We start from the raw sequence: 18,693 nt of genomic DNA, 5'->3' as shown, positions 1-18,693 counted from the left end.
CATCACGGCGATTTGCGCGCGGTCGTGCGGGTCCGTGGCGTGCCGGTCTTGCGTGCCGCGGCGGCCGGCGTCGTACGCTTCCTTGCCGTCGAAGCAGTGGGAACGGCATCTTCCTGGGCCAGCACCGACTGGGGAGCGCGCGTTTGCGGCTGGTCGTGCTCGAGAATGAAGGCCCTCACCTCCGGGTAGACCTTCTCGCGCCAGCGACGGCCGCTGAAGATGCCGTAGTGACCGGCTCCCTTGACCTCCAGGTGCCGCTGTTCGTCGGACACGATGCCGGTGCACAGCTCGTGCGCGGCCCGGGTCTGGCCCGCGCCCGAGATGTCGTCGAGTTCGCCTTCGATCGTCAGCAGCCCGGTCGAACGGATGTCCTGCGGCCGAACCAGTTCCGGAACGCCTTCGGGATTCTTCACGTCCCAGGTGCCGTTCACGAGGTCGAAATCCTGGAACACGGTCCGGATGGTTTCGAGGTAGTAGTCCGCATCCATGTCGAGCACGGCGTTGTACTCGTCGTAGAAGGTGCGGTGCGCCTCGGCGCTCGCATCGTCGCCCTTGATCAGGTTCTTGAAGTAGTCGTAGTGGCTGCTCGCGTGGCGGTCCGGGTTCATCGCCACGAAGCCGGTGTGCTGCAGGAAGCCCGGATACACGCGCCTGCCCTCGCCCGGAAAGCCGTCGGGCACACGGTAGATCACGTTGTTCTCGAACCACTCGAAGCTCTTGTTCATCGCCAGGTTGTTGACCGCGGTCGGCGATTTGCGGGCGTCGATGGGGCCGCCCATCATGGTCATCGAGAGCGGGGTCTTCTCGCCGCGGCTCGCCATGAGGGACACGGCCGCGAGCACCGGCACGGTGGGCTGGCAAACGCTGATGACGTGGCAGTTGCCGTACTCGGCCTGAAGGTAGCGGATGAATTCCTGGACATAGTTGACGTAGTCGTCGAGATGGAATTCACCCTTCGATAGCGGCACGAGTCGGGCGTTGACCCAGTCGGTGATGTAGACCTTATGGTCCTGCAGCATGGTGCGCACGGTGTCGCGCAAGAGTGTCGCGTAGTGGCCCGACAGCGGGGCCACGATCAGCACGACCGGCTGCTTCTTCAGCGTCTGGAGTATGGTGGGCTCGTCGGTGAAACGCTTGAAGCGACGGAGCTGGCAAAAAGGCTTGTCGACTTCGATGCTTTCATGGATCACGACGTCCCGACCGCCCACATTGACGGTCTTGATGCCGAATTCCGGCTTTTCGTAATCCTTGCCGAGTCGGTAGAGAAGGTCGTACCCGGCAGCCATGCGCTGCGCGATGGGCGTCTGGCCGAATACGGCGCCCTGCCCATAGAGTTTGGAAGCGGCCTGCGCGAAGTCCGCAAAGGGCTCCATCAGGGAGCGTTGCGCTTCATAGAGTTGGTAGAGCATCGGAGGGCCCAATTAGTTATTGCGATGCAATATATCAGCAGCTCGGCAAGGGAAATAGAGTGTGCGCCTCACTCGGAAGCCACACTCGTGACATTGAGCCCATGCGAGCGTTTGCAATGCGGGCGCGGCGCCGACGGAACTCAGAGAACCTTCGCGATGCTCTGGCAGACGTAGTCGATGTTCTTGCTGTTGAGCGCGGCCACGCACATCCGTCCGGTGTCGGTGCCGTAGACGCCGAATTCCTCGCGCAGGCGGACCATTTGATCCTTCGTCAGGCCCGAGTAGCTGAACATGCCGATCTGCGAGGTGATGAAGCTCATGTCCCGCTTCACGCCGGCGGCCTTGAGGCCGTCGACCAGCTTCTGGCGCATGGCCTTGATGCGAACGCGCATCTCGGCGAGTTCTTCTTCCCAGACCGCGCGACGTGCCGGATCGTTGAGCACCGCAGCCACCACCGCGCCGCCATGGATCGGCGGGTTGCTGTAGTTGGTGCGGATCGCGATCTTGAGCTGCGACAACACCCGCGCGGCCTCGTCCTTGTTCTCGCACAGGACCGACAGGGCACCGACGCGCTCGCCGTAGAGGCTGAAGCTCTTGGAGAACGACGTCGAGACGAAGAAGGTCAGCCCGGCTTCGACGAACTTGCCGATCACCGCGCCGTCCTCGGAGATGCCATTGCCGAAGCCCTGGTAGGCCATGTCGAGGAAGGCGGTGAGGTTGCGCGCCTTGACGGCGGCGATCACCTGGTCCCACTGGGCGGGGGTGATGTCGTAGCCCGTCGGGTTGTGGCAGCAGGCGTGGAGCACGATGATCGTGCCGGCGGCGGCGGTCTGCAGGGCCGTGAGCATCCCGTCGAAGTTGACGCCGCGCTTGGCGGCGTCGTAGTAGGGGTAGGTTTCGACGGTGAAGCCTGCATTCGTGAAGAGGGCGCGGTGGTTCTCCCAGCTCGGATCGCTGATCAGCACCTTGGCCGACGGGGCGAGCTTCTTGAGGAAGTCGGCACCGACCTTGAGGCCGCCCGTGCCGCCGATCGCCTGGATCGTGGCCACGCGGCCCGACTTCACCGGCTCGCTGTCGGCACCGAAGACGAGTCCCTTGACCGCGTTGTCGTAGGCGGCGATGCCGTCGATCGGCAGGTAGCCGCGGGCGCTGGGCGCCTTCATCATGTCCTCTTCCGCCGCCTGGACGCACTTCAGCAGCGGCAGCTTGCCGTTGTCGTCGTAATAGACGCCAACGCCGAGGTTGACCTTTTGCGGGTTGCTGTCGGCAGCGTATTGCTCGTTGAGGCCCAGAATCGGGTCACGGGGCGCCATCTCGACGGCGGTGAACATAGACATGGAGAAATCCTTAGGGGGTGGTCGATTCGCGTGAACCCGGGCCAGCGTTTAAGCTTTCCGGTTCGCTTGAATTTTACCGGCCGCGCCCGCACCTTTTCCGAGTCCACGCCATGCCAGAAGCCTCCCAAGCCATTCCAGAGTCGCCGCACGCCGAATCCGTGGGCCCGGTGAAGCAGGGCGAGTTCGTCAGGTTTCCCGGGTCGCCGTTCGAGCTCTACCAGCCTTATCCGCCCGCGGGCGACCAGCCCACGGCGATCGCGGGCCTGGTCGAAGGCGTGCAGGACGGTGAGGTTTTCCAGACGCTGCTGGGCGTGACCGGCTCCGGCAAGACCTACACGATGGCCAACGTGATCGCGCGTCTGGGCCGGCCCGCGATCGTATTCGCGCCCAACAAGACGCTGGCGGCGCAGCTCTACAGCGAGTTCCGGGAGTTCTTTCCGAAGAATGCGGTGGAGTACTTCGTCAGCTACTACGACTACTACCAGCCCGAAGCCTACGTCCCCCAGCGTGACCTGTTCATCGAGAAGGACAGCTCGATCAACGAGCACATCGAGCAGATGCGCCTCTCGGCCACCAAGAGCGTGCTGGAGCGGCGCGACACCGTGATCGTCGCGACCGTGAGCGCCATCTACGGCATCGGCACGCCCGAGGATTACACGCAGATGCGCTTCATCATGCGGCAGGGCGACCGGATCGGGCAGCGCGATGTGATCGGCCGACTGATCCGCATGCAGTACACGCGGAACGAACAGGACTTCGCGCGCGGCACCTTCCGCGTGCGCGGCGACACCATCGACGTCTTCCCGGCCGAACACAGCGAACTGGCGATCCGCATCGAGCTGTTCGACGACGAAATCGAATCGCTGCAGCTCTTCGATCCGCTCACGGGGCGCATCCGGCAGAAGATTCCGCGTTTCACCGTCTATCCGTCAAGCCATTACGTCACGCCGCGCGACAAGGTGCTGCATGCGGTCGAGACCATCAAGCTCGAACTGGACGAGCGGCTCAAGTTCTTCGTGGCGGAAGGCAAGCTGGTCGAGGCGCAGCGGCTGGAGCAGCGCACGCGCTTCGACCTCGAGATGCTGGCCGAGATCGGCCACTGCAAGGGCATCGAGAACTACACGCGGCATCTCTCGGGCGCGGCGCCGGGCGAACCGCCGGCCACGCTGACCGACTACCTGCCGAAGGACGCGCTGATGTTCCTCGACGAGAGCCATCAGATGATCGGCCAGCTGAGCGCCATGTACAACGGCGACCGGGCGCGCAAGACCACGCTCGTCGAATACGGCTTCCGGCTGCCGTCGGCACTGGACAACCGTCCGCTCAAGTTCGAGGAGTTCGAAACGCGGATGCGGCAGTGCATCTTCGTCTCGGCCACGCCGGCGCAGTACGAAAAGGACCACGCCGGCAATGTCGTCGAGCAACTGGTTCGGCCGACCGGCCTGATCGACCCCGAAGTCGAGGTCCGCCCCGCGACCCATCAGGTGGACGACGTGCTGCAGGAAATCCGCCTGCGGGTCGAGAAGAGCGAGCGGGTGCTCATCACCACGCTGACGAAGCGGATGGCCGAGCAACTCACCGACTACCTCGTCGACAACGGCGTCAAGGTGCGCTATTTGCACAGCGACGTGGACACGGTGGAGCGGGTCGAGATCTTGCGCGATCTGCGTCTGGGCGCTTTCGACGTGCTCGTCGGCATCAACCTGCTGCGCGAGGGGCTGGATATCCCAGAGGTGTCGCTGGTGGCGATCCTGGATGCCGACAAGGAAGGCTTCCTGCGCGCGGAGCGCTCGCTGATCCAGACGATCGGCCGGGCGGCGCGCAATCTGAACGGCAAGGCGATCCTGTACGCGGACCGGATCACCGACTCGATGAAGAAGGCCATCGACGAGACCCTGCGCCGACGGGCGCGTCAGATCGCCTACAACGAGGCTCACGGCATCACGCCGCGCAGCATCGTGAAGCAGGTGCGCGACCTCATCGACGGGGTCTACAGCGAAAAGTCGAGCAAGGAAGCCGCCAAGCGCGATCTGGAGCGGGCCAAGGTGGAGGACATGTCCGAAAAGGACATCGCGCGCGAAATCAAGCGGCTCGAAAAGACGATGCTGGAGCACGCCCGCGATCTCGAATTCGAGAAGGCGGCGCGGGTTCGCGACCAACTGGCGCTGCTGCGGGAGCAAGCTTTCGGCGGGCCTGGGCACGACAACGTCGTCCCCTCCGCCCCCGGCGAATCCACCGCTTGAGACCGTCCGGAACGGCAATCGGGTTTACCCGAGCACGCGGCAGGGCCTTCTGGTATACTTGACCGAAATACTCAACAAACAAGAAACTTCGCGATGAAGGGCCGACTCCCAACGACAGGTTCTCCGGTCGAGCAGGGGTCGGGCAGGGCGGAGACGACGTCACCAAGGCCCTTCGCCGCGGTGTCATTTCAACGGTAAGCACTCAAGGAGCTTGCGATGCGTCTCACTACCAAAGGCCGCTTTGCGGTGACAGCCATGATCGATCTGGCGCTGCGCCAGAACACCGGCCCAGTCACGCTGGCCGCAATCAGCCAGCGGCAGCAGATTTCGTTGTCCTATCTGGAACAACTGTTCGGCAAGCTGCGCCGGCATGAGCTGGTCGAATCGACCCGCGGCCCCGGCGGTGGCTATTCGCTCGGTCGCAAGGCTTCGGATATCACCGTTGCTGACATCATTGTTTCCGTCGATGAGCCGATCGATGCCACGCAGTGCGGCGGCAAGGAAAACTGCCTCGGCGAAGCCGGCCGCTGCATGACGCACGAACTCTGGGCGTCGCTGAACCAGCGCATGGTCGAGTTCCTCGATTCGGTCACCCTGCAGAAGCTGGTGGACGACCAGATCGCCAAGGGCGTGCAGATCGAGAACAAGCCCGCCGTCAAGCGCGCGATCTCGAGCCAGCCGGTCGTCAAGCCGATCCGGGTCAATGCGCCCAATTCGGTGTTCGCACTGGGCAACGCCTTCGCGAAATCCTGAACCCCGGGGCGCCTTCGGGCGCCGATTCGCCGCACGAAAAGAACCCACCCCCACGACAGCCCGAGCCAGCCATGGACGTCACTCCCCATTTCCCGATCTACCTTGACTACGGCGCGACGACGCCGGTCGATCCGCGCGTCGTCGACGCGATGATTCCGTGGTTGCGCGAGCACTTCGGCAACCCGGCGTCGCGCAGCCACGCCTGGGGTTGGGAAGCCGAGGAGGCCGTCGAAAAGGCGCGCGGCTTCGTGGCGGACCTGATCGGCGCCGATCCGCGCGAGATCGTGTGGACGTCCGGTGCCACTGAGTCGAACAACCTGGCGCTCAAGGGCGCCGCCCACTTCTACAAGGGCAAGGGCAAGCACCTGATCACGGTGAAGACCGAGCACAAGGCGGTGCTCGACACCATGCGCGAACTCGAGCGCCAGGGCTTCGAAGTCACCTATCTGGACGTGCAGGAAGACGGCCTGCTCGACATCGAGGCCTTCAAGGCCGCGATCCGGCCCGACACGATCCTCGCGAGCGTGATGTTCGTGAACAACGAGATCGGCGTGATCCAGGACATGGTCGCGCTCGGCAACATCTGCCGCGAGAAGGGCGTGATCTTCCACGTCGATGCGGCGCAGGCCACGGGAAAGGTCGAGATCGACGTCAAGACGCTGCCGGTCGACCTGATGAGCCCGGCCTCGCACAAGACCTATGGCCCGAAGGGCATCGGCGCGCTGTACGTGCGCCGCAAGCCGCGCGTGCGGCTCGAAGCCCAGATGCACGGCGGTGGCCATGAGCGTGGCATGCGCTCGGGCACGCTGCCGACGCACCAGATCGTGGGCATGGGCGAAGCCTTCCGCATCGCCGGGCTCGAAATGAAGGAAGACATCGCCAAGGCGCGCGCGCTGCAGCAGCGGCTGCTGGACGGCCTGAAGGATGTCGAGCAGGTCTTCATCAACGGCGACCTCGAGCACCGCGTGCCGCACAACCTGAACATGAGCTTCAACTACGTCGAAGGCGAGTCGCTGATCATGGGCATCAAGGGGTTGGCGGTATCCAGCGGTTCCGCCTGCACCTCGGCCAGCCTCGAGCCCAGCTACGTGCTGCGCGCGCTGGGCCGCAGCGACGAGCTGGCCCACAGCAGCCTGCGCATGACGATCGGCCGCTTCACGACCGAGGAAGAGATCGACTATGCGATCTCCACCATCAAGCACAACGTTGCGAAGCTCCGTGAACTGAGCCCGCTCTGGGAGATGTTCCAGGAAGGCATCGATCTCAACACGATCCAGTGGTCGGCTCACTAAAAGTCCAAGAGGTACCCCATGGCTTATTCATCGAAGGTCATTGACCACTACGAAAATCCCCGCAACGTCGGCTCCTTCGAAAAGGGCGACGCCACGGTGGGCACCGGCATGGTCGGCGCACCCGCTTGCGGCGACGTCATGAAGCTGCAGATCAAGGTCAACCCCGAGACGGGCGTGATCGAGGACGCGCGCTTCAAGACTTACGGCTGCGGTTCGGCGATCGCGTCGTCCTCGCTCGTGACCGAATGGGTCAAGGGCAAGACGCTCGACGAGGCCGCCGCGCTGAAGAACGCGCAGATCGCCGAAGAACTGGCGCTGCCGCCCGTCAAGATCCACTGCTCGATCCTCGCGGAAGACGCGATCAAGGCGGCGGTCAACGACTACAAGGCCAAACATGGCGCTGCCACGAAGGCGGCGGAGGCGGCTCACTGAAATGGCTGTGACCCTGACCGAATCGGCCGCGCGCCACGTCACCCGCTACCTCGGAAAACGAGGCAAGGGCGTGGGCGTGCGGCTGGGCGTCAAGACCACCGGGTGTTCGGGCCTGGCGTACAAGCTCGAATACGTGGATGAGCTTTCGCCCGAGGACGTGGTGTTCGAAGACCACGGCGTGAAAGTGATGGTCGACCCCAAAAGTCTTGCCTATCTCGATGGAACGCAGCTTGACTTCGTGCGCGAAGGCCTCAACGAGGGCTTCAAGTTCAACAATCCGAACGAACGCGACCGCTGCGGTTGCGGCGAGAGCTTCCGCATCTGATCCGGAACGGCCTCGAGCCCGAGCCGCCACCATTTCACGTGCTGGCGGCTTTTTTGACAATCATGCTTGCCCCCACGTTCGGCACTTCGTGTCCTCTCTGCCCCCCGAGGGGGCGCAGGCAGGCCTAGGGGCGGCCCGGCGACCTGCCTGATGAAACTGACAGACACCGACTTCGAACTGTTCGCGGTTCCGGCGACTTTCGCGCAGGACCGCACGGCGCTGGACGCCCGCTGGAAGGAACTCCAGCGCGAAGCGCATCCGGACCGTTTCGCCGCCCAGGGCGCCGCCGCGCAGCGGGTCGCCATGCAATGGTCGGTACGCATCAACGAGGCCTACCAGCGGCTCAAGGACCCCATCAAGCGCGCGACGTACCTTTGCGAGCTGAATGGCGCTCCGATCAATGCCGAGAGCAACACCGCGATGCCGTCGGATTTCCTGATGCACCAGATCGCATGGCGCGAGGAGCTTGAGGAAGCGGATGACGATACCCGGATCGAGAAGCTCCGCGGCGAAGTGGAAGCCGGCCGCGCGCGCGCGCTGTCGTCGCTCGATTGGCTCATCGATGAAAAGGGCGACTACCCGGCGGCAGCAAAGCAGATCAGAGCCCTCATGTTCATTGAGCGCTTTGCCGAGGACATCGAAGCCAAGTCGGACCAGTTGGGACAATAACGAGATGTCATTGCTTCAGATTTCAGAGCCCGGCCAGGCGCCCGATCCGCATCAGCGCCGCATCGCCGTCGGCATCGACCTCGGCACCACGCATTCGCTGGTGGCCGCGGTTCGCAACGGGGTGGCCGAGTGCCTGCCCGACGGAGAAGGCCGCGTGCTGCTGCCCTCGGCCGTTCGCTACCTCGACAAGGACCGCCGCCAGATCGGATTCGATGCCCTGGCGGCGCGCGCCGCAGACCCGGCGAACGTCATCACCTCGGTCAAGCGCCTGATGGGCCGCGGCGTGCAGGACATCGAAAACCGCGATGCGATGGCCTACCACCTCACGGACGAGTCCGGCATGGTCCACGTCGTGACCGCCGCCGGCGAGAAGTCGCCCATCGAGGTCAGCGCGGAGATTCTCGCGACGCTGCGCTACCGCGCCGAAGACACTTTCAACGATGACCTGTACGGCGCGGTGATCACCGTCCCCGCGTACTTCGACGAAGGCCAGCGCCAGGCGACCAAGGACGCCGCGCAGCTTGCCGGCCTCCATGTGCTGCGCCTCATCAGCGAGCCGACGGCGGCCGCGATCGCCTACGGGCTCGACAACGCGAGCGAAGGCGTCTATGCGGTCTACGACCTGGGCGGCGGCACCTTCGACATCTCGATCCTGCGGCTGACGCAGGGGTGTTCGAGGTGATCGCGACCGGCGGCGACTCGGCGCTGGGAGGCGACGACTACGACCTCGCGCTGGCCGAGTTCGTCCTCGCGCAAGCGGGGTACAAGGCAAGCACCGATGCCGACAAGGCCGCGCTGCTGGCGGCAGCCCGGTCGACGAAGGAAGCGCTTTCCACGGCCGAGGAGGCCACGTTCTCGGCCGGGCTCCAGGCCGGCGAAATCAAGCTCGAAGTGCGGCGCGAGCAGTTCGAAACCGCAACCGAAAAACTCACCGCGCGCACGATCGCATCGGTCCGCAAGGCGCTGCGCGACGCGCGGCTCCAGCCGGCCGAGCTCAAGGGCATCGTGCTCGTCGGCGGCGCCACGCGCATGCCGCAGATCCGCAACGCGGTCGGCAAGTTCTTCGGCCGCGATCCGCTGATCAACCTGAACCCCGACGAAGTGGTGGCCCTCGGTGCCGCGATCCAGGCCAATCAGCTGGCCGGCAACGGCGGCGCCGATGACCTGCTGCTGCTCGACGTGATCCCGCTTTCGCTCGGCATCGAGACCATGGGCGGACTCGTCGAGCGCATCGTGCCGCGCAACCAGACCATCCCGACCGCGATGGCGCAGGACTTCACGACCTACGTGGACGGGCAGACAGCCCTGGCGCTGCATGTCGTGCAGGGCGAGCGGGACCTCGTTGCCGACTGTCGCAGCCTCGCGCGTTTCGAATTGCGCGGTATTCCCCCGATGGCCGCCGGCGCGGCGCGCATCCGCGTCACCTTCACCGTCGATGCCGACGGGCTGCTGAGCGTCAGCGCGAAGGAGCAGGGCAGCGGCGTGGAGGCAAGCGTCACGGTCAAGCCGTCCTACGGTCTTTCCGACGAGCAGATCGCCACCATGCTGCACGAGAGCTTTTCGACCGCTCAGCAGGATATGCAAGCGCGCGCCCTGGTCGAGGCCCGCGTGGATGCCGACCGGATGCTGCTCGCCACGCAGAGCGCGCTGGATGCGGACGGGGCCCTCCTGTCCGCTGACGAGCGCGAAGCCATCGATGCGCTGATGGATGCGTTGCGCCGCGCGCAGTCGTCCGGCGACGCCGCCGTGATCGAAGCTGCCACCAAATCGCTCGCGGACGGCACCGAAGCCTTCGCGGCGCAGCGCATGAATGCCGGCATCGCGCGTGCGCTCGCTGGTCGCCAGATCGAGTCTCTCTAGACGAACACGTCATGCCCACGATCAAGATTCTTCCCCATGCCGAGTACTGCCCCGAGGGCGCCGAAATCACCGCGCCCGCGGGTACCTCGATCTGCGAGGCCCTGCTCGAGAACAACATCCCTATCGAGCACGCCTGCGAGATGAGCTGCGCCTGCACCACTTGCCACGTGATCGTTCGCAAGGGGTTCGAATCGCTGAATGAAGCGCAGGAGGAGGAAGAGGACCTGCTCGACCGGGCCTGGGGCCTGGAGCCGCAGTCGCGCCTGAGCTGCCAGGCGATCCTTGCACAATCGGACCTCACGGTTGAAATTCCGAAGTACTCCATCAATCACGCCAAAGAAAATCATTGATGACCCGGCAGATCGTCCTCGATACCGAAACCACCGGCCTTTCCGCAGAGAACGGCGACCGCATCATCGAACTGGGATGCGTCGAGCTGTTCAACCGCAAGCTCACCGGCAACGACCTCCACATCTACTTCAATCCCGAGCGCGAAAGCCATGAGGACGCGCTGAAGGTCCACGGCCTGACCACGGACTTCCTGCGCGACAAGCCCAAGTTCGGCACGCTGGCCAACGACATCGTCGAATACCTGCGCGATGCCGAGCTGATCATTCACAACGCGGCTTTCGACGTCGGCTTCCTGAACAAGGAGCTCGAACTGGCGGGGCTGCCGCCGCTGCGCAGTTTTGTTTCGGAGGTCACCGACACGCTGGCGATGGCGAAGTCGGTGTACCCGGGCAAGCGCAATTCGCTGGATGCGCTTTGCGACCGCTTTGGCGTGGACCGTTCCAACCGGACCTTCCACGGCGCGAAGCTGGATGCGCAGCTGCTTGCGGACGTCTACATCAATCTCACGCGCGGACAGGATGCGCTGCTGATCGACGTTGCGACCGACGAGCCGAAGCAGGGCGCCGTCCTGGTCGTCGACCTGCGCACTTTCGAGTTGCCGGTGCTCAGTGCCGCAGAGCATGAACTGGCCGCGCACGAAGAAGTGCTGGTGCAGCTCGATAAAAGTAGCAACGGTCGAACGCTGTTTCGCAAAATCGGCGAAATGGCTGTGGCATAATCGCAGGCTTCGCAGCGCAAGGCATCGCCGGCGCTTCGGGCGGTTAGCTCAGGGGTAGAGCACAGCATTCACACTGCTGGGGTCGCAGGTTCGAAGCCTGCACCGCCCACCAATTTCCCTCCCTTCGATATCTCTGCTTCCTGCGCATGGTTGTGTGCCATGCGAAGCGAATGGCGCTTGTTCGTCCGCAAGCGCGTGCCCAGCCTGTTGCATCTCATCCTCACCTCCCGTAGAACAGAGCGGTTGAAGGAGAACGCCATGGCCACCAGTCCCGATCTTCCGCCTCCCATCACGCCCGAACCGCCGGACGTTCCCGAGCTTCCCGTCGAGCCCGACCAAGGGCCCGCGACGCCGCCCGGCGATCTCGCGCTTCCGAAAATCGCACCTGCTGGCAACGCGGGGTGAGCAGCGGCCCCGCGCCGCTATGCTCCCGACATGGATGAATTCGATTGCGCCGTCATCGGCGCCGGCGTGGTCGGCTTGGCGGTGGCACGGGTCCTGGCTTTGCAGGGGCGCGATGTCATCGTGCTGGAAGCCGAGGGCGCCATCGGCACCGGCACGAGTTCTCGCAACAGCGAGGTGATTCACGCCGGGATCTACTACCCCAAGGGTTCCTTGAAGGCCCGGCTGTGCGTGGAGGGCAGGAGGCTCCTCTACGACTACGCCCACGAGCGCGGGGTGCCGCATCGCCGCTGCGGCAAGCTCATCGTCGCGACTTCAGAGACACAGGTCGAACAGCTCGCCGGGATCATGGCCAAGGCGGCCGCCAATGGCGTGGACGACATGGTCCTGCTCTCCGGCGAAGAGGCGCGCTCGATGGAGCCGCAACTGGCGTGTACCGCCGCGCTGCTTTCCCCCAGCACTGGCATCGTGGACAGCCATGCGTTCATGCTGAGCCTGCAGGGCGACCTGGAGCATGCGGGAGGCGTCGTGGCGCTGAAGTCGGGCGTCGCGAGCGCCAAGTGCGAGGGTGGGGGCATCGTGCTGACGACCGGGGATGGCACGCGCCTGCGCTGCAACGGCGTGGTGAACGCTGCCGGACTCTCGGCACCCGAGTTGGCACGTCGCTTCGAAGGGCTTCCTCCGGAATCGGTGCCACAGGCTTTTTATGCCAAGGGAAATTACTTCACCCTGGCTGGGCGCGCGCCTTTCGGCCGGCTGATTTATCCGGTCCCCGAGGCGGCGGGCCTCGGCGTGCACCTCACGCTGGATTTGGGCGGCCAGGCCAAATTTGGGCCGGACGTCCAATGGGTGGATCGCCCGGACGACCTTATGGTCGATCCCGCCCGCGGCCAGGGCTTCTACGCCGAGGTCCGCAAGTACTGGCCCGGCCTGCCTGACGGCGCGCTTCTGCCCGGCTATGCGGGCATGCGGCCCAAGATCTCCGGCCCGACGGAGGCGGCTGCCGACTTCATGATCGCCGGGCCGGCCGACCACGGCGTTCCGGGTCTCGTCAACCTGTTCGGGATCGAATCACCGGGCCTGACCAGTAGCCCGGCCATCGCACGTCAGGTGGCCCGACTTCTGTCGTAGATGCGCGCGGGCATGTACCATGCTGCGGTGCGTCGCTTGTCGGCGTGAGTTGCCGGCGGTGCCGGCGCGTTGAGGAGGACCTTTTTCAAATGACTGCAACCACCAATCTCGAAGCGGCGGCCAACGCTGTGGCGGAAGACATCGCGAGCGACGTCCGCGGTGTGCTCGCCAGCAAGGATCTCGACTCCGTTCCTCACATCAAGGCCCTTCGCCAGCGCATCGACAGCAAGCTGGCGATCGCCCGCGAGCTGGCTGCCGAAAAGAGCCGCATTGCCGCGAAGAAGGCGCGGGAGGCCGCCACCTCGGCCAACGCCTACGCACACGACGAGCCTTGGCAGATCGCCGGGGCCGCGTTGGCAGTGGGCGTCCTGGTGGGCCTGCTGCTTGGCCGCCGCTGAGTTCATCCGCCTCCGCGTCGCCGAGAAGCGGGCCAGGGTCCGCTTCTGCCGTGAGGTTCGCGGGGCCGGCGCATGAAGCTGTCGTCGCTCTTCGGGATCAAGTCCCAGCTCCGGCGTCTGCGCATCCTGGTCGGCGAAGGCGCTCTGGCGGCCGAAGACCGGGTCGAGCTGCTGCGTTTTGCCTGGGAGGACGAGAAGAAGCGCCTGCGATGGATGCTCGGGCTCGTCATCGCGGTGGTCGGACTCACCACGATCGCGATCGCGCTGCTCTCGGTCGCCATCGTCGTCCACTTCTGGGACACGCCGCACCGCGCGGCCGCCGCGTGGCTGGTGGCGGCGGTCTGGATGGCGCTCTGGCTGGCCTCGGTGGTGGCGCTCCTGTCGATGACCGGCAAGTCGTCGTTAGCGTTCGAGCCGGTTGTTCGCGAGTTCGAACGCGACCGTGCATGGCTCCGTCAAAGCCTCGGAAAGCCGGGTGCGCCCCCGCGGGAGCCCCGACCGCACACACGCGAGGAATTGCTGGCGAGCATCGAAAAGCAGCGCGTGCGTATTGCCACCCTCGAAGCCGCTTCGTCGCACAAGGGAGAGGCGCCCGTACCGAATGAAACCCCCAGCGCCGCCGCGATCCGCATCGCGCGCGAGCACCCGGTCGCGGCCGGCGTGGCTGCCGCGGCGGTGGTGGCCGTCCTCGGGCCGCGCCGCATCGTGCGCTGGGCCAGCGTGATCGTCCCGGTGCTCTGGCGGATGCGCTGACCGCTACGCCGCTCAGGCGTTGCCGCGGCGCAGCGCCTGGGCCACCTGCCGGACCAGTCCCGGCCCGCGATAGATCAACCCGGTGTAGATCTGCACCACGTCCGCGCCGGCGTCGATCTTCGACTTCGCATCGGCCGCGCTCAGCACGCCGCCGACACCGATGATCGGGAACTTGCTCCCCAAGGCGGCGCGCAACTGTGCGATGACGCGATTGCTGGCTTCCCTGACCGGTGCGCCCGAGAGGCCGCCGGCTTCTTCGGCATGCGGCAAGCCCGCCACGGCCTCGCGCGACAGCGTCGTGTTGGTGGCGATGACGCCGTCCATCCCATGCCGAAGCAGCGTCGCGGCGATCACCCTGACCTGGGCTTCGTCGAGATCGGGTGCGATCTTCACGAAGAGAGGCACTCGCTTGCCTTGCCGGGCGGCGAGCGCCTCGCGCTTGTCGGCCACCGCGCCCAGCAGCGCATCCAGGGCCTCGTCGCTTTGTAGCGAACGCAGGTTTGCGGTGTTCGGGCTCGAAATGTTGATCGTCACGTAGTCGGCATGCGGATATACGCCGTCCAGGCCGATGAGGTAGTCGTCCACGGCGCGCTCGATCGGCGTGGCGGCGTTCTTGCCGATGTTCAGGCCGAGCAGCATGGGCTGCTTCGAGGCGTCGCGACGGAAGCGGGCACGTTGCACGTTCGCGATGAAGGTCTCGAGGCCTTCGTTGTTGAACCCCAGGCGGTTGATGAGCGCCTGGCGCTGCGGCAGCCGGAACATGCGCGGCTTGGGATTGCCGGGCTGCGCCTTGGGCGTGACCGTTCCGACTTCGACGAAGCCGAAGCCCATCGCCGCGAAGGCGTCGATGCAGCGGGCGTTCTTGTCGAGTCCGGCCGCGAGTCCGACCCGGTTCGGAAAGGTCAGTCCCGCGAGCGTGATCCGGTCCTCCACGCGCGGCGCGGCGTAGAGGCAGGCGAGCGGCGTGTTCTGCGTGCGCGCAAGCGCATCGAGCGTGATTTCGTGGGCGTGCTCGGGGTCGACACCGAACAGGAAGGGACGTGCAAGTCCATAAAGCGACGAGGGCAAGGGCAGGGGCATCGGATAATTCTCGACTTCAATCAGCCAAGGATTTTCCCCGATGACTTCCCCCGCTCCGGCTCCGGTCCTGACCCAGGACGAACTCAAGGCGCAGGTCGGCCGCGCCGCACTGGATTACGTCGTCGAGGGCGAGATCGTCGGCGTGGGCACCGGCTCGACGGTGAACAGGTTCATCGACGCGCTCGCCACCATCAAGTCGAAGATTCGGGGGCGGTTTCCAGCTCGGTGGCATCGACCGAGCGACTTCAGGCGCTGGGCATCCCGGTCTTCGACAGCAATGAAATCGAGGAACTCGCGGTCTACATCGACGGCGCCGACGAGATCGACGGCCGCGGCTACATGATCAAGGGCGGCGGCGCGGCGCTGACGCGGGAGAAGATCGTGGCCGCCCAGTCCCGGCGTTTCGTGTGCATCGCGGATGCGTCCAAGCTCGTCAATACCCTGGGCGCGTTTCCGCTCCCCGTGGAGGTGATTCCCATGGCGACCCAGCGGGTGATCCGCCAGTTCGCACGCCTCGGTGGACAGGCCCGGGTGCGGCTCGAGGATGGGGCGCCGCTCGTGACCGACAACGGCCAGCACATCGTCGACGTGACCGGACTTCGGATCACCGATCCGCTTGGTTTCGAGACCGAGGTGAACCAGTGGGCCGGGGTGGTGACGGTGGGGGTTTTTGCCCGCCAGCGGGCCAGTGTGTGCCTGCTGGGCACATCGTCCGGCGTGCGGACGATGCGGTTCGGCTGAGGCCCAGGCGGCCTCAAGGCGCGCTTAGAACTTGATGCCGGCGGGATTGCTCGGCGAGGGCGCGTTGGATGGAGCCACAGGTGCCGGAATCGCGGCGGGCGCCGGCGCTGCAGCGGGCTGCGCCGTGGGCGCCAGCGCCACCAGGGGCTGGGCCGGCGGATTCTGATAACTCGCCGGTAGCTGCGAACTCTTCGGATAGCCGGCCGCGTCGAGATACTGCGACCACTCTCTGTCGGAGAAGCCCTTGAGTTGCTGGGAGCCGATCGTGACCAGCGGCAAACCATTCTGCCCGCTCAGGCGCTGCAGGGCGGCGATGTCTTCATTGCTCTTGACCGTGCGTTCGCTGAACGGCACACCCCGCGTGATCAGCAGCGAACGCGCCGCGCCGCATGGGCCGCAGTCATCGCCCGTATAGAGCGTCACAGGATACCGCTGGGTCACCTGCCGCAACTCGTAGGGAAGCCCGACGGCCGAACTGACCGTGTTGCCGGCACGTGGCGTCGTGGACTGCGAAGAGGCCGTCGGCGGCTGGTCGGAGAAGGTGATCCGGCCGTCCTTGTCGACCTGGCGATAGACCGCTTGCGCGAAGGACGAGGCGGCGACCAGCAGGAAGGCGAGGCCGGCGATGGCGGAGCGATGTTTCATCGAGGTTTCCTGGAATCGGATGCCGCCGAGTATCTCAGGCTCCGCCCTGGCCGCAGCCTCAGGCCGGCTGCTGCTGCGACATTCCCTGATGGCGCAGCAAGGCATCGATCTGCGGTTCGCGGCCCCGGAAGGCCTTGAACGACTCCATCGCGGTGCGGCTGCCACCTGCCTCGAGAATGGCTTGCCGGTACTTGCGGCCCGTCTCGATGCTCGGCTCGCCGTTGGCGCCGGCGGTTTCCTCGAACGCGGCGTAGGCGTCGGCGCTCAGCACCTCGGCCCATTTGTAGCTGTAGTAGCCGGCCGCATATCCACCCGAGAAGATATGGCTGAAGGTATGGGGCGTGCGGCTGAAGGCCGGCGACGGCATGACCGCCACTTCCTGGCGCACCGTGCCCAGCAGGGCCAACACGTCGCCCGGCTTCGCCGTCGTGGCGTCGTAGGCGGTGTGCAGCAGTATGTCGAACAGCGAGAATTCGATCTGCCGCAGCGTCTGCAGGCCGCTCTGGAAGTTCTTGGCCGCCGTCATCTTGTCGAACAGCGCGCGCGGCAGCGGCTCGCCGGTATCGACGTGCGAGGTCATGTGCGCGAGAACCTCCCACTCCCAGCAGAAGTTCTCCATGAACTGGCTGGGCAACTCGACCGCGTCCCACTCCACGCCGCTGATGCCGGAGACATCGCGTTCGTTGATCTGCGTCAGCATGTGATGCAGGCCATGGCCGAACTCGTGGAAAAGCGTGGTCACGTCGTCGTGGGTGAGCAGCGGCGGCTTGCCGTCGACGCCCGCGGCGAAGTTGCAGACCAGCTGCGCGACCGGCGTCTGCAGCGCGCCGGTGTCGGGGCGCAGCCAGCGCGCGCGCACGTCGTCCATCCACGCGCCGCCGCGCTTGGCCGGACGCGCGGACGGATCGAGGTAGAACTGCCCGACCTTCTGTCCGTTGCGTTCGATGCGGTAGAACTCGACGCTCGGGTGCCAGACCGGCGCCTCGTCGCGGCGGATCGACACCTCGAACAGCGTCTCGACGATCTTGAACAGCCCCGCCATGACCTTCGGTGCGGTGAAGTATTGCTTGACCTCCTGGTCGCTGAAGGCATAGCGCGCTTCCTTGAGCTTCTCGCCGATGTAGCTCCAGTCCCAGGGTTGCGGATCGGTGATGCCGAGCTGCTCGGCCGCGAAGGCACGCAGGTCGGCCAGATCGCGTTCGCCGTAGGGCTTGGCCCTGGTGGCCGGTCGCGCAGGAAGTTGATCACCTGGTCGGCCGATTCGGCCATCTTCGGCACGATCGAAAGCTCGCCGAAATTCGGGTAGCCGAGAAGCTTGGCTTCTTCCTGCCGCAGTTCGAGGATCTCGCGGATCAGCTCGGTGTTGTCGAAGGCGGGATCACCCAGCTCGCTCGCGCGCGTGACGTAGGCGCGATAGAGCCGCTCGCGCAGCGCGCTGCTCTTGGCGAACTGCATCACCGGAAGGTAGGACGGCATCTTGAGCGTGAGCTTGTAGCCTTCCTTGCCTTCGGCCTCGGCGGCTGCGCGGGCGGCGCTGATCACGTCTTCGGGCAAGCCGTCGAGCTCGCCGATCGACGCATACCAGTGCAAAGGCATCGGTGGCATCGAGCGCGTTCTCACTGAATTTCTGGCTCAGCTCGGCCTGGCGCTCCTGGATCTCGGCGAAGCGAACCTTGGCCGCACCCTTCAATTCCGCACCGCCCAGCACGAAGTTGCGGATCGCGTTGTGGTGCGCCTGGCGCTGCTCCGGGTTGAGCGTCGCGGGATCGATCGCCTTGTACTTGGCGTAGAGGCGCTCGTCGGAGCCGAGCCGCGTCCAGAAGGCAGTCACGCGCGGCATCGCCTCGTTGTAGGCGGCGCGCAGTTCGGGCGTATCGGCAACCGCGTTGAGATGGCCCACTGCGCCCCACGCGCGGCCGAAGCGCTCGGATGCCACGTCGAGCACCCGGGAGATCGCCAGCCAGTCCGACGGAAATTCCGGCGCGGTCACGGTCTGCAGCGCTGCTTCGGCTTCGGCCAGCAGGGCATCGACCGCCGGCGCGACGTGCGCGGGTTTGATCCGATCGAAGAGCGGGAGATCGGTGAAGTCGAGGAGTGGGTTGTCGGTCATGTCAATTCCAGGTCGAGCGTAGCGAAGACCGTTCGGGAGTCACC

The 18,693-nt window shown here is 65.5% G+C and carries 16 protein-coding genes, 1 tRNA gene and 3 pseudogenes; 15 read left to right on the top strand and 5 right to left on the bottom strand.

Annotated elements, in window-relative coordinates:
• Window positions 1-2: 2 nt before the first annotated feature.
• On the bottom strand, window positions 3-1,409 hold the full coding sequence (locus tag ACQ858_RS12930) for a polyhydroxyalkanoate depolymerase (protein ID WP_431273133.1): 1,407 nt from the start codon (window positions 1,407-1,409) through the stop codon (window positions 3-5).
• A gap of 140 nt (window positions 1,410-1,549) precedes the next feature.
• Entirely contained in the window at window positions 1,550-2,746 is a 1,197-nt protein-coding gene (locus tag ACQ858_RS12925) for an amino acid aminotransferase (RefSeq protein ID WP_431273132.1), read from the bottom strand.
• 110 nt (window positions 2,747-2,856) lie between these two features.
• Here ACQ858_RS12925 and uvrB point away from each other — a divergent pair, with 110 nt between their 5' ends.
• The 14 genes and pseudogenes from uvrB (at window position 2,857) to ACQ858_RS12855 (ending at window position 14,073) form a co-directional block, all read left to right on the top strand.
• A complete protein-coding gene (gene uvrB, locus ACQ858_RS12920; RefSeq protein WP_431273131.1) occupies window positions 2,857-4,989 on the top strand; it encodes an excinuclease ABC subunit UvrB in 2,133 nt (710 codons plus the stop codon).
• Between the two features lie 216 nt (window positions 4,990-5,205).
• A complete protein-coding gene (gene iscR, locus ACQ858_RS12915) occupies window positions 5,206-5,742 on the top strand; it encodes a Fe-S cluster assembly transcriptional regulator IscR (protein WP_088957541.1) in 537 nt (178 codons plus the stop codon).
• Window positions 5,743-5,813: 71 nt separating this feature from the next.
• Entirely contained in the window at window positions 5,814-7,034 is a 1,221-nt protein-coding gene (locus ACQ858_RS12910; RefSeq protein ID WP_431273130.1) for an IscS subfamily cysteine desulfurase, read from the top strand.
• An 18-nt stretch (window positions 7,035-7,052) separates the two neighbouring features.
• Window positions 7,053-7,466 (top strand): Fe-S cluster assembly scaffold IscU, encoded by a 414-nt coding sequence (iscU, locus tag ACQ858_RS12905; protein WP_431273129.1) that lies wholly within the window; start codon window positions 7,053-7,055, stop codon window positions 7,464-7,466.
• Window position 7,467: 1 nt separating this feature from the next.
• Window positions 7,468-7,791: an iron-sulfur cluster assembly protein IscA gene (gene iscA / locus ACQ858_RS12900; RefSeq protein ID WP_431273128.1), complete on the top strand. Its 324-nt coding sequence runs from the start codon at window positions 7,468-7,470 to the stop codon at window positions 7,789-7,791.
• 150 nt (window positions 7,792-7,941) lie between these two features.
• Window positions 7,942-8,460, top strand: a complete 519-nt coding sequence (gene hscB, locus ACQ858_RS12895; protein ID WP_431273127.1) for a Fe-S protein assembly co-chaperone HscB — start codon at window positions 7,942-7,944, stop codon at window positions 8,458-8,460.
• A 4-nt stretch (window positions 8,461-8,464) separates the two neighbouring features.
• Window positions 8,465-10,320: pseudogene (gene hscA / locus ACQ858_RS12890) on the top strand (Fe-S protein assembly chaperone HscA).
• Between the two features lie 11 nt (window positions 10,321-10,331).
• Window positions 10,332-10,670 (top strand): ISC system 2Fe-2S type ferredoxin, encoded by a 339-nt coding sequence (gene fdx / locus ACQ858_RS12885; RefSeq protein WP_431273126.1) that lies wholly within the window; start codon window positions 10,332-10,334, stop codon window positions 10,668-10,670.
• The gene (dnaQ, locus tag ACQ858_RS12880) at window positions 10,670-11,389 is read left to right on the top strand and encodes a DNA polymerase III subunit epsilon (RefSeq protein WP_431273125.1); all 720 of its coding nucleotides are present in this window, start codon (window positions 10,670-10,672) and stop codon (window positions 11,387-11,389) included. The genes fdx and dnaQ overlap by 1 nt, the downstream gene beginning before the upstream one ends.
• Window positions 11,390-11,426: 37 nt before the next feature.
• A tRNA-Val gene (locus ACQ858_RS12875) sits at window positions 11,427-11,501 on the top strand.
• Between the two features lie 146 nt (window positions 11,502-11,647).
• A complete protein-coding gene (locus ACQ858_RS12870; protein ID WP_431273124.1) occupies window positions 11,648-11,794 on the top strand; it encodes a stereocilin in 147 nt (48 codons plus the stop codon).
• A 30-nt stretch (window positions 11,795-11,824) separates the two neighbouring features.
• Complete coding sequence (locus tag ACQ858_RS12865) at window positions 11,825-12,922, top strand: NAD(P)/FAD-dependent oxidoreductase (RefSeq protein WP_431273123.1); 1,098 nt, start codon at window positions 11,825-11,827, stop codon at window positions 12,920-12,922.
• An 89-nt stretch (window positions 12,923-13,011) separates the two neighbouring features.
• Window positions 13,012-13,320, top strand: coding sequence for a glycine zipper domain-containing protein (locus ACQ858_RS12860; protein ID WP_093161775.1), 309 nt, complete (start codon window positions 13,012-13,014; stop codon window positions 13,318-13,320).
• Window positions 13,321-13,392: 72 nt separating this feature from the next.
• Window positions 13,393-14,073, top strand: a complete 681-nt coding sequence (locus tag ACQ858_RS12855; RefSeq protein ID WP_431273122.1) for a phage holin family protein — start codon at window positions 13,393-13,395, stop codon at window positions 14,071-14,073.
• A 12-nt stretch (window positions 14,074-14,085) separates the two neighbouring features.
• On the opposite strand, the gene ACQ858_RS12850 is transcribed toward ACQ858_RS12855, so the two are convergent.
• On the bottom strand, window positions 14,086-15,153 hold the full coding sequence (locus tag ACQ858_RS12850) for a quinone-dependent dihydroorotate dehydrogenase (RefSeq protein WP_431273121.1): 1,068 nt from the start codon (window positions 15,151-15,153) through the stop codon (window positions 14,086-14,088).
• A 40-nt stretch (window positions 15,154-15,193) separates the two neighbouring features.
• On the opposite strand from ACQ858_RS12850, the pseudogene rpiA reads away from it, so the two are divergent.
• Window positions 15,194-15,894: pseudogene (gene rpiA / locus ACQ858_RS12845) on the top strand (ribose-5-phosphate isomerase RpiA).
• A 24-nt stretch (window positions 15,895-15,918) separates the two neighbouring features.
• Here rpiA and ACQ858_RS12840 read toward each other — a convergent pair.
• Together ACQ858_RS12840 and ACQ858_RS12835 are read right to left on the bottom strand one after the other, a co-directional pair.
• Complete coding sequence (locus ACQ858_RS12840; protein ID WP_431273120.1) at window positions 15,919-16,539, bottom strand: glutaredoxin family protein; 621 nt, start codon at window positions 16,537-16,539, stop codon at window positions 15,919-15,921.
• Between the two features lie 58 nt (window positions 16,540-16,597).
• Window positions 16,598-18,649, bottom strand: a pseudogene (locus tag ACQ858_RS12835) (M3 family metallopeptidase).
• Window positions 18,650-18,693 lie beyond the last annotated feature (44 nt).

This window comes from Variovorax ureilyticus (assembly GCF_050632185.1).
GTDB classification, from domain to species: Bacteria; Pseudomonadota; Gammaproteobacteria; order Burkholderiales; family Burkholderiaceae_C; genus Variovorax; species Variovorax ureilyticus_A.
The sequence above is the reverse complement of the archived record's forward strand: the minus strand, read 5'-3'. Positions and strand labels throughout refer to the sequence as shown.